Here is a 15840-nt window from a genome sequence, read left to right as displayed (position 1 = left end):
GGAGCCCCACATGTACTGGACAGAGTTCTTGACCGTTGCCCTGATTCACTTGCTGGCCGTGGCCAGCCCCGGCCCGGACTTTGCCGTGGTGGTACGTGAAAGTGTTACCCACGGTCGCCGCGCGGGCACCTGGACCGCGCTGGGTGTGGGGACGGCGATTTTCCTGCATGTGGGTTATTCATTGTTGGGTATCGGCCTGATCGTGTCCCAGTCGATCGTGCTGTTCAATGCCTTGAAATGGGCCGCCGCCGCTTACCTGCTGTACATCGGTTACAAGGCGCTGCGCGCGCAACCGGCCAAGCCTGTGGCGGACGATCTGCACAAGGAAGCGGGGGAGCGCACGGCCCGTGGCGCCTTCACCTCGGGTTTCGTCACCAACGGTCTCAACCCGAAAGCCACACTGTTCTTCCTCTCGTTGTTCACCGTGGTAATCAATCCGCACACCCCACTGGCCGTGCAGGCCGGTTACGGGGTTTACCTGGCCGGCGCAACGGCCGCCTGGTTCTGCCTGGTGGCGATGTTGTTCAGCCAGCAGCGCGTACGCGCCGGTTTCGCGCGCATGGGGCACTGGTTCGACCGGACCATGGGCGCTGTGCTGATTGCGATTGGCGTGAAGCTCGCTTTTACCGAGATGCATTGATCAATCGTGATTCCCTGTAGGAGCAGCCTGCGGCAGCTCCTACAGTGCGGAATAAATGGTCGATGCTGGCGCAATGCTAGTGCTTGCGGGGTTCTGCAAATCATTCCTTTGGCTGATTTGGCTGGCGATCAGGGGCACTACAGTGCGTACTTTCAGTCACGTCCGTGCAGTCAGAAAAAGGGATTCTTATGTTGCAGACTCGCGTTATCCCCCCGGCCGAAGGCGCTTACCAATACCCGCTGCTGATCAAGCGGCTGCTGATGTCCGGTGCCCGTTATGAGAAAACCCGCGAGATCATCTACCGCGACAAGTTGCGCTACAGCTACCCGACCCTGATCGAACGGGTGGCCCGCCTGGCCAACGTGCTGACAGCGGCCGGGGTCAAGCCCGGGGATGCCGTGGGTGTGATGGACTGGGACAGCCATCGTTACCTGGAATGCATGTTCGCCATCCCGATGATCGGCGCGGTGATCCACACCATCAACGTGCGCCTGTCGCCGGAACAGATCCTCTACACCATGAACCACGCCGAGGACCGCTTTGTGCTGGTCAACAGCGAGTTCGTCGGCCTCTACAAGGCCATCGAAGGGAATCTGACCACGGTCGACAAAACCCTGCTGCTGACTGACCTGCCGGAAAAAACCGCGGACCTGCCGAACCTCGTCGGCGAATACGAACAACTGCTGGCCGCGGCGAGCCCGCAGTACGATTTCCAGGATTTCGACGAAAATTCGGTCGCGACCACGTTCTACACCACCGGCACCACCGGCAATCCCAAGGGCGTGTACTTCACCCATCGGCAACTGGTGCTGCACACCATGGGCGTGTCGACCATCATGGGCGCGATCGACAGCGTGCGCCTGCTGGGTACCAACGACGTGTACATGCCGATCACCCCGATGTTCCACGTGCACGCCTGGGGCTTGCCGTATGTGGCGACCATGCTCGGACTCAAGCAGGTGTACCCCGGCCGCTATGACCCGGAGTACCTGGTGGAGTTGTGGCGCAAGGAGAAGGTCACGTTCTCCCATTGCGTACCGACCATTTTGCAGATGGTCCTCAATGCCAAGGCTGCGCAGAACGTTGATTTCGGCGGCTGGAAAATCGTCATCGGCGGCAGTGCCCTGAACCGCACGCTATACGAGGCGGCCAAGGCCAAGGGCATTCAGTTGACCGCCGCCTACGGCATGTCGGAAACCGGGCCACTGGTCTCGTGCGCGCACTTGAACGATGAGTTGATGGCCGGCACCGAAGACGAACGCACCACCTACCGGATCAAGGCCGGCGTGCCCGGGCCGCTGGTGGAGGCGGCGATCGTCGACACCGAGGGCAACTTCCTGCCCGCCGACGGCGAGACCCAGGGTGAGCTGGTGCTGCGCGCACCCTGGCTGACCGAGGGTTATTTCAATGAACCGCAGAAGGGCGCCGAGCTCTGGGCCGGAGGCTGGCTGCACACCGGCGACGTGGCGACCCTGGACAGCATGGGGGTGATCGACATTCGTGACCGCATCAAGGACGTGATCAAGACCGGTGGCGAGTGGATCTCCTCCCTGGATCTGGAGGACCTGATCAGTCGTCATGCGGCGGTACGTGAAGTAGCAGTGGTGGGGATCCCTGATCCGCAGTGGGGAGAGCGGCCGTTTGCCCTGCTCGTAGTCCGTGAAGGTCACGTCATCGGGGCGAGGGAACTCAAGGAACACCTCAAGCCTTTTGTGGAGCTCGGGCACCTGAGCAAGTGGGCGATTCCGAGCCAGATCGCCCTTGTTACTGAAATTCCCAAGACCAGCGTCGGCAAACTCGACAAGAAGCGCATTCGTGTCGACATCAGCGAATGGCAGGCCACCAACAGCACCTTCCTCTCGACGCTTTAAGCACCTCCCGGCGTGCCCGAAAGGGCACGCCAGCCCCACCAAGCAAGCGCTTGGCTTGTCAAATCGAAATTTTCAGCCATCCTTGCCGTGCCGACGGGTGTCGGCCTGGCGAAAGGACTGTTCCAGAGTGGCCGGCAACTGCAAATCACACTTTAGAGGGATCAAGCGCTACTACCTGCTGGCTATAGTCCGCTCAAGGATTTTTAAGAACGGGGCAACCGCACGAACCGGGGCGATGCAACTTTGGAATGACTTTGGGATGCCATGGCTCCCGGTTATCCACAGCGTTTTTAGAAGTGCTCAATGCCATAAAAATAAAATGCACATGGAGTAGCGTCGATGACATCAGTAAACCAGTTCTGGCGCCGGGCGAAGCTGCCCCTGGCTGTCAGTCTTGCCTCTACGCTCGCCGGGCCAGCATTCGGCGTCAGTTTCAACGTCGGTGAAATCGAAGGTCAGTTCGACTCATCCCTGTCGATCGGTGCCAGTTGGTCTACCGAGCAGCCGAACAAGAACCTCATTGGTGTCAACAACGGCGGCAAGGGTCTGTCCCAGACTTCTGATGACGGTCACCTGAACTTCAAGAGCGGGGAAACCTTCTCGAAGATCTTCAAGGGCATCCATGACCTTGAACTGAAATACGGCGATACCGGTGTTTTCGTCCGTGGCAAATACTGGTACGACTTTGAACTGAAGGACGAAAGCCGTCCGTTCAAGGACATCAGCGACGACGGCCGCAAGGAAGGCGCCAAGTCCGCCGGCGGCCAGATCCTCGACGCCTTCGTCTACCACAACTACTCCATTGCCGATCAACCAGGCTCCGTACGTCTGGGCAAGCAGGTAGTGAGCTGGGGTGAAAGTACCTTCATCGGTGGTGGCATCAACTCGATCAACCCGATCGACGTGTCCGCGTTCCGTCGTCCGGGGGCCGAGATCAAGGAAGGCCTGATCCCGGTCAACATGTTCTATGTGTCCCAGAGCCTGACCGAAAACCTCTCGGCCGAAGCGTTCTATCAAATTGAATGGGACCAGACCGTCGTCGACAACTGCGGCACGTTCTTCTCCCAGCCAGACATCGTTGCCGACGGCTGCGACAACAACCTGCGCGTGCTGAACAAGCGTTCGCAAATTCCGGCCATTGCCCTGGGGCCTTTGGCCGCCAATGGCGTCGACGTCAACGAAGAGGGTGTTCTGGTGCGTCGTGGTGGCGATCGAGATGCCCGCGACAGCGGCCAGTGGGGCGCGTCCTTCAAGTACATGTTCGATCCGCTGGACACCGAGTTCGGCGCCTACTTCATGAACTACCACAGCCGTGCGCCGATCTTCAGCGCCACCGGTGCGCCGCAATCGGTCTACAACACGGCCGCAGGGCTCCCGGGCCCGTTCGCGGCACTCGGGCCACTGCTGGTGGCAGGCAATTCGCAATACTTCATCGAATACCCCGAGGACATTCGCCTGTATGGCTTGAGCTTCTCCACCACCCTGCCTACCGGTACGGCGTGGAGCGGTGAGATCAGCTACCGTCCGAACGCTCCGGTGCAGCTCAACTCCACCGATATCCTGTTCTCCGGTGTACGTCCTTTGGGCAATAACAACCCGAACAACCCGTTGACCAACGCATCGCTGCTGACCGGCGTGCCGGGTCAGGACCTGCACGGGTATCGTCGCAAGGAAATCACCCAGTTCCAGACCACCCTGACGCACTTCTTCGACCAGGTCATGGGCGCCAGCCGTCTGACCCTGGTGGGCGAAGTGGGCGTGACCCACGTTGGTGGCCTGGAAAGCACTTCCGATGTTCGTTATGGCCGCGATCCGGTCTACGGCCCGGGTGAGTTGCCAGCCTCTGGCGCGCTCGATACCTGCGTGGCGCTCAACACCAGCACCATCAACGGTGCCGGTCCGGGTACGCCGACCAACAACCGCAGCCGCAACTGCACCGACGAAGGCTTCACCACCGCGACTTCGTGGGGCTACCGCGGTCGTGCCATCTGGGAATACAACGACGTGTTTGCCGGTGTGAACCTCAAGCCGAACGTTGCCTGGTCCCATGACGTGAGCGGTTACTCCCCTGGCCCTGGCGGCAACTTCGAGGAAGGCCGCAAGGCGGTCAGCCTGGGTGTCGACGCCGAGTACCAGAACACCTACACCGCGAGCCTGGCCTACACCAACTTCTTCGACGGCAAGTACACCACCGTGGATGACCGCGACTTCGTTGCGCTCAGCCTCGGCGTGAACTTCTAAGCACAGTATTTTCAGGACGAACGCATAAATGAAAATAACAAAGAGTCTGTTCCAAGCCGGTGTTCTGGGTCTTTCGCTGCTGGCGACCAGCGTCATCGCAGCGGTTCCCCAGGCCGAGGCCGACAAACTGGGCAAGAGCCTGACCCCGATGGGCGCCGAAATGGCGGGTAACGCCGACGGTTCGATCCCGGCCTGGAAGCCGATGGCGAAGAACGCCGGTACGGTCGACAGCAAAGGTTTCCTGTCCAATCCGTTCGCCAGCGAAAAACCGCTGTTCACCATCACGGCGCAGAACGTCGATCAGTACAAGGACAAGCTCGCACCGGGCCAGTACGCGATGTTCAAGCGCTACCCGGAAAGCTTCAAGATGCCGGTCTATCCATCCCATCGCGGTGCTACCGTGCCGGATGATGTATTCGCCGCCATCAAGCGCAACGCCACCAACACCAACCTGGTGTCCGGCGGCAACGGCCTGGAAAACTTTGAAACCGCCATTCCGTTCCCGATTCCAAAAAGCGGCGTTGAAGTCATCTGGAACCACATCACCCGTTATCGCGGTGGTAGCGTGACCCGCCTGGTAACCCAGGCCACGCCACAGCCGAACGGCTCGTTCAGCCTGGTGTACTTCCAGGACCAGTTCGTGTTCCGCGACAAGATGAAGGATTACGACCCGAAAAACCCGGGCAACATCCTGTTCTACTTCAAGCAGAAAGTGACCGCGCCGGCGCGTCTGGCCGGTGGTGTACTGCTGGTTCACGAAACCCTCGACCAGGTCAAGGAACCGCGCTCGGCGTGGGTCTACAACGCCGGCCAGCGTCGTGTGCGCCGTGCACCGCAAGTGTCCTATGACGGCCCGGGTACCGCGGCTGACGGCCTGCGTACCTCCGACAACCTGGACATGTACAACGGTGCGCCGGATCGTTACGACTGGAAGCTCGAAGGCAAGAAAGAGATGTACATCGCCTCCGACAGCTACAAGCTCGACGACCCGAGCCTCAAGTACACCGATATCATCAAGGCCGGTCACATCAACCAGGATCTGGCGCGTTACGAGCTGCGCCGGGTGTGGCATGTGGTTGCCACCTTGAAGGAAGGCCAGCGTCACATCTACGCCAAGCGTGACTTCTACATCGACGAAGATACCTGGCAGGCAGCGGTCATCGACCATTACGACGGTCGTGGCCAACTGTGGCGTGTAGGTGAGGCACATGCCGAGAACTACTACGACAAGCAAGTGCCGTGGTACGCCCTCGAAGCCCTGTATGACCTGCAGTCGGGTCGTTACCTGGCGCTGGGCATGAAGAACGAAGAGAAGTCGGCTTATGACTTCGGTTTCCAGGCCACCACCAGCGACTTCACCCCGGCCGCCTTGCGTCAGGATGGTGTTCGCTAAGTTGAACTGAGTAGAGGCCGCACCCTCTGAAACGCCCCGACTGGTTCGGGGCGTTTTTTTTTGCTTGTAGACTTTTTGTAGCCATTTGTAGCAATTACCTTCATTCCCTATCCGTTTACGGCTAGTCTGCGGACATCTGCAACGCCGCCACCCGCAATTCAAACAAGAGCCGGCTATGACTGATTTGTCCACACCCCCAGGTTCTGCACCGGTTGCCGTCGCGACACTCGACGGGCGGTTTTTCCGTCCGCCGTTGCCAGACGGCCATGTGCTACGTCCACGTTTGTGCGAGCGCCTGAGTGCCGGGCTCGCCGGCAGGTTACTGCTGGTCAGTGCCCCGGCAGGGTTCGGCAAGAGTTCGCTGGCGGTGGAGTTTTGTCAGGGGTTGCCGGCGCACTGGCAAAGTCTCTGGCTGGGGTTGAGTCCGCGAGACAGCGACCCGGGACGCTTTCTCGAGCGGCTGCTGGAAGGCCTTCAGGACTATTTCCCGCACCTGGGCAGGCAATCCCTCGGGCTGTTGAAGATGCGTCAGCGCCATCAGCCGTTCGCATTCGAAGAATGGCTCGACGGCTTGCTCGACGAACTGGCCGTACACCTGTCCACGGCGAAGCCCTTGCTGCTGGTGCTGGATGATTACCACCTGGCTCAGGGGCCGGTGCTGGACCGTTGCCTGCAGTTTTTCCTCAATCATCTTCCCGATGGTTTGCTGGTGATGGTCACCAGCCGCCAACGTCCCGACTGGCACCTGGCGCGGCTACGGCTGTCGCGGCAACTGCTCGAGTTGCATGAACAGGATCTGCGCCTGACCCACGACGAGGCCTTGAGCCTGCTCGACCGGCACAGCAGCTCCTTGCGCGGTGAGGCACTGGAAAACCTGATCCAGCGCAGCGAAGGCTGGGTTGCGGGGTTACGCTTCTGGCTGTTGGCGGCTTCGGAGGCGGGCACCGATGGCGCGCTGCCGCAATCGTTGCATGGCGGGGAGGGGCTGATCCGCGATTACCTGCTCGAAGAAGTTATCGATTGCCTGCCCGCCGAGGTCCAGTCGTTCCTCTATGACACGGCGCCCCAGGAACGTTTCTGCAGCGAACTGTGCGATGCCGTTCGCGACGCCCATGACAGCGGGGAGATCCTGCGCTTCCTCCTTGCCCATCAAGTGTTCCTGGTGCCGCTGGACGAACATGGTCATTGGTATCGTTATCACCATCTGTTTTCCGATCTGTTGCGCACGCGGCCGACGTCCCAGTCGATGGTGCCGGCCGCGAGCCTGCACCTGCGTGCCTGCCGCTGGTTCAATGCCCAGGGGCTGCTCGATGAGGCGGTGGAGCAAGCTTTGCGTGCCGGTCACCTGGACGTCGCGGCGAACCTGGTGCAGAACCTTTCCGAAGAGCAACTGCTGGCCGAGCAGAATGTCGGCATGTTGCTGCGTTGGAAAATGGACTTGCCCGACAGCTTGCTGATCAGCACGCCGCGACTGATTGTGCTGTATAGCTGGGCGCTGGGCTTGGCTTGCCAGCTGGATGCTGCCGAAGAGCTGGCCAGCCATTTGAGCCGCTTCCTGCCCGCGCCGTCGGCCACCGCCCAGAAGTCCATGCTGGCTCAATGGCTGGCGTTGAGTGGCATCATTGCCCGTGGGCGCGGCAACCGCGAACTGACGCTGCAGTACTGCCGCGAGGCATTGGAAAGTCTTCCGGCCAAGCGTTACGGCCAGCGCCTGATGTGTCTCTCGACCTTGTCCAACCTGGCCATTGCCGATGGTGATTTATGGCGGGCACGGGGACTGAACCGCGAATCGCTGGAACTGGCGCAACGTGTCGGCAACCCGTTGTTCGAAGCGCTGGCGCACTACGACCGCGCACGGGTGCTGCAAGCGCGCGGGGAAGTCTGTCGGGCACTGGAAGAGGTCCGTCAGGGCATGCAACGCCTGCAGAGCTTGTCTGCACAACGGCTGTATGCGGTTCGGGCCCGGCTGACCCTGTACGAAGGCTTTTTGCTGGCCCTGCGCATGCAGCCGCAATTGGCGCGGGTGCGATTGCAGGCCGGTCTGAGCGAGGCACGCGCCTGTCGTGACATCAGCGTGCTGATCGGCCACTGCGTGATTGCCAGGCTGGAAGGCAGCAGCGGCGAGTTCGCCAAGGCCTTTGCCGAACTGGCCGAAGCCGAGCGGCTCATGCACATCTGGGACGTGCCGCCGATCTACTACCTGGCCATGATCACCCTGGTCAAATGTGAGCTCTGGCTGGCCCAGGGGCGTACCGATCTGGCCGAAGCCTGGCTGGCGCGCCTGGGGCAGACCTATAACGGCGAGAACGGGGCGGCACCGCCGGAGTTTCATCCGCAATTGCCGCTGCATATCGAATTGCAGCAAGCTTTGCTGGACGTCATCCAGGGCCAGCCGATGCTGGCCGAGGGGCGATTGAATGCGCTGCTCGAACATGGCCAGCAAAGTGGCCGGCAGATGCTCAGTGCCATGGCGCTGACCCAGAAAGTGGCATTGTTGCTGGGCAGCGGACGGGAGCCGGAAGCACGCAAGGCGCTGGCTCAGGCGCTGGACGCCGCTGGTGGGGGCGTGCTGCAACCCTTCGAGGGCTTGCTGGCCGAGCACCCGGACTGGCTGCGTGGGCAGCTTCAACAGTGTTCGCCAAACCCTGTTTCCCTGAGCCTCAGTGAAAAGCTGCCGGCGCTGACAGCCCGCCCCGGAGCGGAATCCGGCGCGGCTGCGGAGCAACTCAGCACGCGGGAACTGGCGGTTCTGCGATTGATCGCCCAGGGCTGTTCGAACCAGGAAATCAGCGATCAGCTGTTTATTTCCTTACACACGGTCAAGACCCACGCCAGCCACATCAACAGCAAACTCGGGGTCGAGCGGCGTACGCAGGCCGTGGCGCGGGCCAAGGAGTTGGGGGTGCTGGGTTAAGGATTTTTCACGTTACACATCGCGGCCATTGGCTGGATACTCAATTGTGCGAAAATCGCCCGTCCCCGTTTATCGAGCAGGCCCCCGATGTCCCAGCATCCCACCCTCATCCGCGAAACCTTCCCCGTCGGCCCTTTGCAGTGCAACTGCACGATCATCGGCGATCCGGTGACGAAAAAGGCCATCGTCGTTGATCCGGGTGGCAATCATGAGCTGATCCTGGCGCGTCTCGATGCCCTGGGGCTGAAAGTGGTCAGCATCATTCACACCCACGCCCACCTCGATCACTTCCTGGCTTCCGGTCAACTCAAGGAGAAAACCGGCGCGACCCTGCACTTGCACAAGGAAGACCAGTTTCTCTGGGACAACCTGGAAATGCAGTGCCAGATGTTCGGTGTCCCTTACACCCCGGTGCCGTCCCCGGATCGCTGGCTGGCCGATGATGAAGAGCTGGCCTGCGGTTGTGGCGTGGCAATTCACACGCCTGGGCACACACCGGGGTCGATGAGTTTCTGGTTTGCCGATGCCAAGCTGCTGATTGCCGGTGACACGTTGTTCAAACGTGGGGTAGGGCGCACGGATTTGTGGGGCGGCGACCAGGCCACCATCGTGCGTTCGATCAAGCAGCGTTTGTACACCCTTGACGAAGAGGCGACGGTGGTGGCCGGGCATGGTCCGGACACCCGCCTGGGCGATGAAATGCGCGAAAACCCCTTTGTCCGGGCCTGATTTGTAACGAGCGGAATTTTTGTTCCCGGAAGTGATCCAACAGCCGTAAAGGCTGTGCCTTGGTCCGTTGCACCACAGAATGCAAAAAAGTAGGAGCTATACATGTTCACCACGCGTCGTTTGATTATTGTCGCTACGGCTGTGGCCGTTTTGTCCGGTTGTGCTTCGCCCAACCCTTACGGCGGTCAAGGCCAGGCTCAGGGGCAGGCGGACAGCGGCTCCGAAGGCATGAGCAAGACCGCGAAGTATGGGGGGCTCGGCGCACTGGCCGGTGCACTGGCCGGTGCTGCGATCAACCACGATAACCGTGGCAAGGGCGCGCTGATCGGTGCGGCAGTGGTCGGTGCTTCGGCGGCCGGTTACGGCTACTACGCCGACCAGCAAGAGAAAAAGCTGCGCGCCAGCATGGCCAATACCGGTGTTGAAGTGCAGCGCCAGGGCGACCAGATCAAGCTGATCATGCCGGGCAACATCACCTTCGCTACCGATTCGGCGAACATTGCTTCAAGTTTCTATCAGCCGCTGAACAACCTGGCGGGCTCGCTGAAAGAGTTCAACCAGAACCAGATCGAAATCGTCGGCTATACCGACAGCACCGGCAGCCGCCAGCACAACATGGACCTGTCCCAGCGTCGTGCACAAAGCGTGGCCACCTACCTGACCTCGCAAGGGGTTAGCGGTACCAACCTGAGTGCTCGTGGCGCGGGTCCGGATAGCCCGGTTGCCAGCAACGGCGATGCCAACGGCCGGGCGCAGAACCGCCGTGTAGAGGTCAACCTCAAGGCGATTCCGGGCCAGCAGTATGGTGGTCAGCAGCAAGGTCAGGTTCAGCAGTACCCTTGATCGTCTGATTGAACCCCAGGCGTAAAAAATGCCCGCCCGATCCCAAGTAGATAAGGCGGGCTTTTTTGTATCGTCAGTTCTGGCCTCTTCGCGGGCAAGCCCGCTCCCACAGGTTAGTGTTGAATGCAGATTTTGTGTCCGACATCGATCACTGTGGGAGCGGGCTTGCCCGCGAAGGGGCCGGGGTGGGCAACAGATAAAACGGATCAGTAATAAAAAAGCCCCCGGAGAATCACTTGTCCGGGGGCTTTTTGTTTTGCGCGAAACCTGATTACTTCTTCAGGCCGTAATGCTCATCGAGCATGCCGGGCGCGTTAGGGGCTTTTGGTGCGTAGTCGCGAGGCGGCTCCTGATCGCGCGGTGGCGTCAGGCGTTCACGGGGTGCCTGCGCCGCATCGGCGTGCAGGGAGGCCAGCAGGCGTTGGCGAGTCTGTTCGTCCAGGGCCAGGCGGTTGGCGCCCTCGGCGAGATGGTCCTGCACTTCCTGATAGCTCGCAGTCAGTTTCTTGACCAATGTCGCAGTGCTGTTGAAGTGGGTCACCACTTCGTTCTGATAACTGTCGAAACGTTCCTGAATATCGTCCAGCTGACGTTGCGTGCTGCTAGGCGCGGCATTCGGCGCAAGGCGAGCGATCAGGAACCCAATGGCGACACCCACAACCAGGGCAAGAGTCGGTAGCAACCAAACTAAGAGCGAGTGTTCCACGAGTCCTTCCTCTATAAACGGCTTTGCTTTACGTTAACGGCTCGAACCTGCGCTGTATACCGCGATTCACTCGCAATAGACAGCCACAGACAATTTGCTAGACGAGTCGACCCGATTCGAGGTCACGGAGTTCCTTCCTTGCTTATGCGCGAAACCCCTGTAGTGATTGATGGCCCGGTTGGTCAACTGGAAGCCCTTTACCTGGACAACGAGCAACCTCGCGGCCTGGCGCTGATCTGCCATCCAAATCCGGTGCAGGGCGGCACCATGCTCAACAAAGTGGTTTCGACCCTGCAGCGCACTGCGCGCGACGCCGGACTGGTCACCCTGCGCTTCAACTATCGTGGCGTCGGTGCCAGCGAGGGCTCCCACGACATGGGCACCGGTGAAGTTGATGATGCCCAGGCAGTCGCCGAATGGTTTCGCACCAGGCACCCGGAGTTGCCGCTGACCCTGTTCGGTTTTTCCTTCGGCGGTTTTGTTGCAGCAAGTCTCGGCGGACGCCTTGAGGCCAAGGGCGAGTCGCTCAAGCACCTGTTCATGGTCGCGCCGGCGGTCATGCGCCTGGGGGATCAGGATCAGCTGCCGCAGTACGGCGAGTTGACCTTGATCCAGCCGGAAACCGACGAAGTGATCGATCCACAAGTCGTTTACCAATGGTCCGACACGCTCGAACGTCCCCATGAGCTGCTGAAAGTGGCAGAATGCGGACACTTTTTTCATGGCAAGCTGACCGATCTCAAGGATCTGATCCTGCCGCGTCTCTCGAATTGATTGCAGTCTGACAAGCGATTACCCATGACGACCCGTACCCGTATCCTCACCGGCATCACCACCACCGGCACGCCGCACCTGGGCAACTACGCTGGCGCCATCCGCCCGGCGATCCTCGCCAGCCGCGACAGCAATGCCGATTCGTTCTACTTCCTGGCCGACTACCACGCCCTGATCAAGTGCGATGACCCGCTGCGCATCCAGCGCTCGCGTCTGGAAATCGCCGCGACCTGGCTGGCCGGTGGCCTGGATGTCGACCGCGTGACCTTCTACCGCCAGTCCGACATCCCGGAGATCCCCGAGCTGACCTGGCTGCTGACCTGCGTCGCCGCCAAGGGTCTGCTCAACCGCGCCCACGCCTACAAGGCTTCCGTGGACAAGAACGTCGAGACCGGCGAAGACCCGGACGCCGGCATCACCATGGGCCTGTACAGCTACCCGGTGCTGATGGCGGCGGACATCCTGATGTTCAACGCGCACAAGGTGCCGGTCGGTCGCGACCAGATCCAGCACGTGGAAATGGCGCGGGACATCGGCCAGCGCTTCAACCACCTGTTTGGCCAGGGCAAAGAGTTCTTCACCATGCCCGAGGCGTTGATCGAAGAGAGCGTCGCCACGTTGCCGGGCCTGGATGGCCGCAAGATGTCGAAGAGCTACGACAACACCATCCCGCTGTTCAGCAGCGCCAAAGAGATGAAAGACGCGATTTCGCGGATCGTCACCGACTCGCGCGCACCGGGCGAAGCCAAGGACCCGGACAATTCGCACCTGTTCACCCTGTTCCAGGCATTCGCCACCCCGGCGCAGGCCGACGAGTTCCGCAGCGAACTGTTGCAGGGCCTGGGTTGGGGCGAGGCGAAGAATCGTCTGTTCCAACTGCTGGACAGTGAACTGGGCGAATCCCGTGAGCGCTACAACCAACTGATCGAGCGCCCGGCGGATCTGGAAGACATCCTGCAGCACGGCGCGAAAAAGGCCCGTGCGGTAGCGACACCCTTCCTCAACGAACTGCGTGAAGCGGTGGGCCTGCGCTCCTTCGTTGCCCAGGCTCAAGTAGCGGCGACCACCAAGAAAAAAGCCGTGAAGGCTGCACGTTTTGTCAGCTTCCGTGAAGACGACGGCAGCTTCCGTTTCCGTCTGCTGGCGGCCGATGGCGAGCAACTGCTGCTGTCGCGCAACTTCGCCGACGGCAAGACCGCCGGTCAGGTGACCAAGCAACTGCAATCGGGTCAGCCACTGGACGTGCGCAGTGAAGAGCTGAATTTCAGCGTCTGGCTTGAGGGCGAGTGCGTTGCCGACAGCCCGGCCTTTGTCGACAGTGCTGCGCGTGATGCTGCCATCGAGGCTTTGCGCATCGCCCTGACGCCTGTTCAGGACTAAACAACGGTTCGGCCCGACCAAGGGCCGATTGCCATTCCTCCGGGCCGTCGCTACAGTGTCGGCCCGTTTTTGTTGCCTTGCTAACGAATTATGACGCCCCTAGAACGATATCAAGCTGATCTGAAACGCCCGGAATTCTTCCATGATGCCGCGCAGGAAACTGCCGTGCGTCATTTGCAGCGCCTGTACGACGATCTGGTCGCGGCCGAGCAAAACAAGCCGGGCCTGCTGGGCAAGTTGTTTGGCAAGAAGGATCAGACCCCGGTCAAGGGCCTGTATTTCTGGGGCGGTGTAGGTCGCGGCAAGACTTACCTGGTGGACACCTTCTTCGAAGCGCTGCCCTTCAAGGAAAAGTCCCGTACGCACTTCCACCGCTTCATGAAGCGCGTGCACGAAGAGATGAAAACCCTGGGCGGCGAGAAAAACCCGCTGACCATCATCGCCAAGCGCTTCGCCACCGAAGCCCGGGTCATCTGCTTCGATGAATTCTTCGTTTCCGACATCACAGACGCCATGATCCTCGGCACCCTGATGGAAGAACTGTTCAAGAACGGCGTGACCCTGGTCGCGACGTCGAACATCGTGCCGGACGGCCTGTACAAGGATGGCCTGCAACGCGCGCGTTTCCTGCCGGCCATTGCGCTGATCAAGCAGAATACCGAGATCGTCAACGTCGACAGCGGCGTCGACTATCGTCTGCGTCACCTCGAACAAGCCGAGCTGTTCCACTATCCGCTCGACGAAGCCGCCAACGAAAGCCTGCGCAAGAGCTTCCGTGCGCTGACACCGGAATGCACGGCAGCGGTCGAAAATGACGTGCTGATGATCGAAAACCGTGAAATTCGTGCCCTGCGCACCTGCGATGACGTGGCCTGGTTCAACTTCCGTGAACTGTGCGACGGCCCGCGCAGCCAGAACGACTACATCGAACTGGGCAAGATCTTCCACGCCGTGCTGCTCAGCGATGTCGAGCAGATGAGTGTCACCACCGACGACATCGCCCGACGCTTCATCAACATGGTCGACGAGTTCTACGACCGTAACGTGAAACTGATCATTTCTGCCGAAGTCGAACTCAAGGATCTGTACACCGGCGGGCGCTTGAACTTCGAGTTCCAGCGTACCCTGAGTCGTCTGCTGGAAATGCAATCCCATGAATTCCTGGCCCGGGCGCACAAGCCGTAAGCGTTTAAATCAGTAGAACGATTCGGAAAATGAAAGAGGCCTGCAAATGCAGGCCTTTTTTGTCAGCGCAAAACCTCCTCCCACAGGTTTGTACATTGTTTGAAGTCAAATGCCTTCGTTGAGATACCGCGCAAGCTCGTGCTGCCGTTGGCAACCGAGCAGCAGCCAAAGCAGAATCCGGGCCTTTCGCGGACATAGAAAACCCGCCATCGATGCACCCTTGCGGATCAAGTCCATCTCACCGCCGCCAAAACCGTAAGAGGCACGTGCGGTGGAGCCAGAACCGGTTCGGGTCGCAATGATCACGGGGATTCGTTCGGCAATATGCTCAATCCTTGTCGCCCAGCGCTGCGAGATGTGGCCGGCGCCAAAACCGCTGATCACCAGCCCGTCGTAACCGAGTGCGAAAATATTCTCCAGTAGCAGGGTGTCGGCCGAAAGTGAGGCCTCAAGCAGTGCAACCTTCTGTGTGGCCTGTTGCGGCAAAGGCAACACCGTGCGTGGCTCCGGCGGGCGCAGATAGCGAACGCGGTCTTCCAGCATCAGGCCTGCGGGCCCCACAACCGGAGAGGAAAACGCCTGCAATGCCAGCGAATCGGTTTTGCGTACTCTGCACGCTTGATGAATTTGTCCGTTCATCACGACCTGGACGCCGCGCTGCCGGCTGTTCTGCGCCAGGGCAACGCGACATGCATCCAGCAGATTGGCCGGTCCATCGGCACCTGGCTGCGCTGCGGAACGCATGGCACCGGTCAGCACCAAGGGGGTGTCGTAGGGCCACAGGTAATCCAAAAACACTGCGGCCTCTTCGAGGGTGTCGGTGCCTTGGGTTATCACGACCCCAGTGGCGCCCTGTTTGACCTGTAACTCAGCCCAGGACAATACGTCCAGCAAAAACTCGAAATCCAGGGATGCACTGGGCAGCAGGCCGAGGGTCTCAACGGTGACTCCGGCCAGCGTCGTCAGTTCCGGTATGGAGGTCAGCAGGGCTTCGCCGCTGACGGTCGGGATGACACCTTCACCGGCATTGCTCGCTTGCATGCTTACCGTGCCGCCAAGTGCCGCGATGGACAGTTTGGGTAGGTCCATGGGATACCTCGCTTGTTTGTAACGAAAAGTGGCTGTATCCGCTTTTGAGGCCGCGATATAACCGAATGGCCGGGA

12 protein-coding genes are annotated in these 15840 nt (G+C 60.4%); 10 read left to right on the top strand and 2 right to left on the bottom strand.

From position 1 onward, the window contains the following. The first annotated feature begins 10 nt into the window (after window positions 1-10). From CD175_RS14335 to CD175_RS14305, 7 genes are all read left to right on the top strand, one after another. The gene (locus CD175_RS14335) at window positions 11-640 is read left to right on the top strand and encodes a LysE family translocator (RefSeq protein ID WP_104449380.1); all 630 of its coding nucleotides are present in this window, start codon (window positions 11-13) and stop codon (window positions 638-640) included. A gap of 188 nt (window positions 641-828) precedes the next feature. Continuing rightward, window positions 829-2511, top strand: coding sequence for a fatty acid--CoA ligase (locus tag CD175_RS14330; RefSeq protein ID WP_104449379.1), 1683 nt, complete (start codon window positions 829-831; stop codon window positions 2509-2511). Between the two features lie 339 nt (window positions 2512-2850). Continuing rightward, window positions 2851-4752, top strand: coding sequence for a DUF1302 domain-containing protein (locus tag CD175_RS14325; RefSeq protein WP_104449378.1), 1902 nt, complete (start codon window positions 2851-2853; stop codon window positions 4750-4752). 28 nt (window positions 4753-4780) lie between these two features. Beyond that, window positions 4781-6145, top strand: coding sequence for a DUF1329 domain-containing protein (locus CD175_RS14320; protein WP_104449377.1), 1365 nt, complete (start codon window positions 4781-4783; stop codon window positions 6143-6145). Window positions 6146-6320: 175 nt separating this feature from the next. After that, window positions 6321-9059, top strand: coding sequence for a winged helix-turn-helix domain-containing protein (locus tag CD175_RS14315; RefSeq protein WP_104449376.1), 2739 nt, complete (start codon window positions 6321-6323; stop codon window positions 9057-9059). An 87-nt stretch (window positions 9060-9146) separates the two neighbouring features. Further along, window positions 9147-9788 (top strand): MBL fold metallo-hydrolase, encoded by a 642-nt coding sequence (locus tag CD175_RS14310; protein ID WP_104449375.1) that lies wholly within the window; start codon window positions 9147-9149, stop codon window positions 9786-9788. A 102-nt stretch (window positions 9789-9890) separates the two neighbouring features. Continuing rightward, window positions 9891-10631 carry a YiaD family glycine zipper/OmpA-like lipoprotein gene (locus tag CD175_RS14305; protein WP_104449374.1) on the top strand — a complete coding sequence of 247 codons (741 nt, stop codon included), beginning with the start codon at window positions 9891-9893 and terminating at the stop codon, window positions 10629-10631. A 271-nt stretch (window positions 10632-10902) separates the two neighbouring features. On the opposite strand, the gene CD175_RS14300 is transcribed toward CD175_RS14305, so the two are convergent. Further along, entirely contained in the window at window positions 10903-11337 is a 435-nt protein-coding gene (locus CD175_RS14300) for a Z-ring associated ZapG family protein (protein ID WP_102701919.1), read from the bottom strand. Window positions 11338-11481: 144 nt separating this feature from the next. On the opposite strand from CD175_RS14300, the gene CD175_RS14295 reads away from it, so the two are divergent. The 3 genes from CD175_RS14295 (at window position 11482) to zapE (ending at window position 14676) form a co-directional block, all read left to right on the top strand. After that, window positions 11482-12111: an alpha/beta hydrolase gene (locus CD175_RS14295; RefSeq protein WP_104449373.1), complete on the top strand. Its 630-nt coding sequence runs from the start codon at window positions 11482-11484 to the stop codon at window positions 12109-12111. Window positions 12112-12135: 24 nt separating this feature from the next. Continuing rightward, entirely contained in the window at window positions 12136-13491 is a 1356-nt protein-coding gene (locus CD175_RS14290) for a tryptophan--tRNA ligase (RefSeq protein ID WP_104449372.1), read from the top strand. Window positions 13492-13581: 90 nt separating this feature from the next. After that, window positions 13582-14676 (top strand): cell division protein ZapE, encoded by a 1095-nt coding sequence (zapE, locus tag CD175_RS14285; protein WP_033047639.1) that lies wholly within the window; start codon window positions 13582-13584, stop codon window positions 14674-14676. Between the two features lie 105 nt (window positions 14677-14781). Here zapE and CD175_RS14280 read toward each other — a convergent pair whose 3' ends face one another. Beyond that, window positions 14782-15765, bottom strand: coding sequence for an asparaginase (locus CD175_RS14280; protein ID WP_104449371.1), 984 nt, complete (start codon window positions 15763-15765; stop codon window positions 14782-14784). Between the last annotated feature and the right edge of the window lie 75 nt (window positions 15766-15840).

Origin of the sequence: Pseudomonas laurylsulfatiphila (assembly GCF_002934665.1) — a bacterium.
Classification (GTDB): domain Bacteria; phylum Pseudomonadota; class Gammaproteobacteria; order Pseudomonadales; family Pseudomonadaceae; genus Aquipseudomonas; species Aquipseudomonas laurylsulfatiphila.
This window is presented reverse-complemented; position numbering and strand designations above follow the sequence as displayed.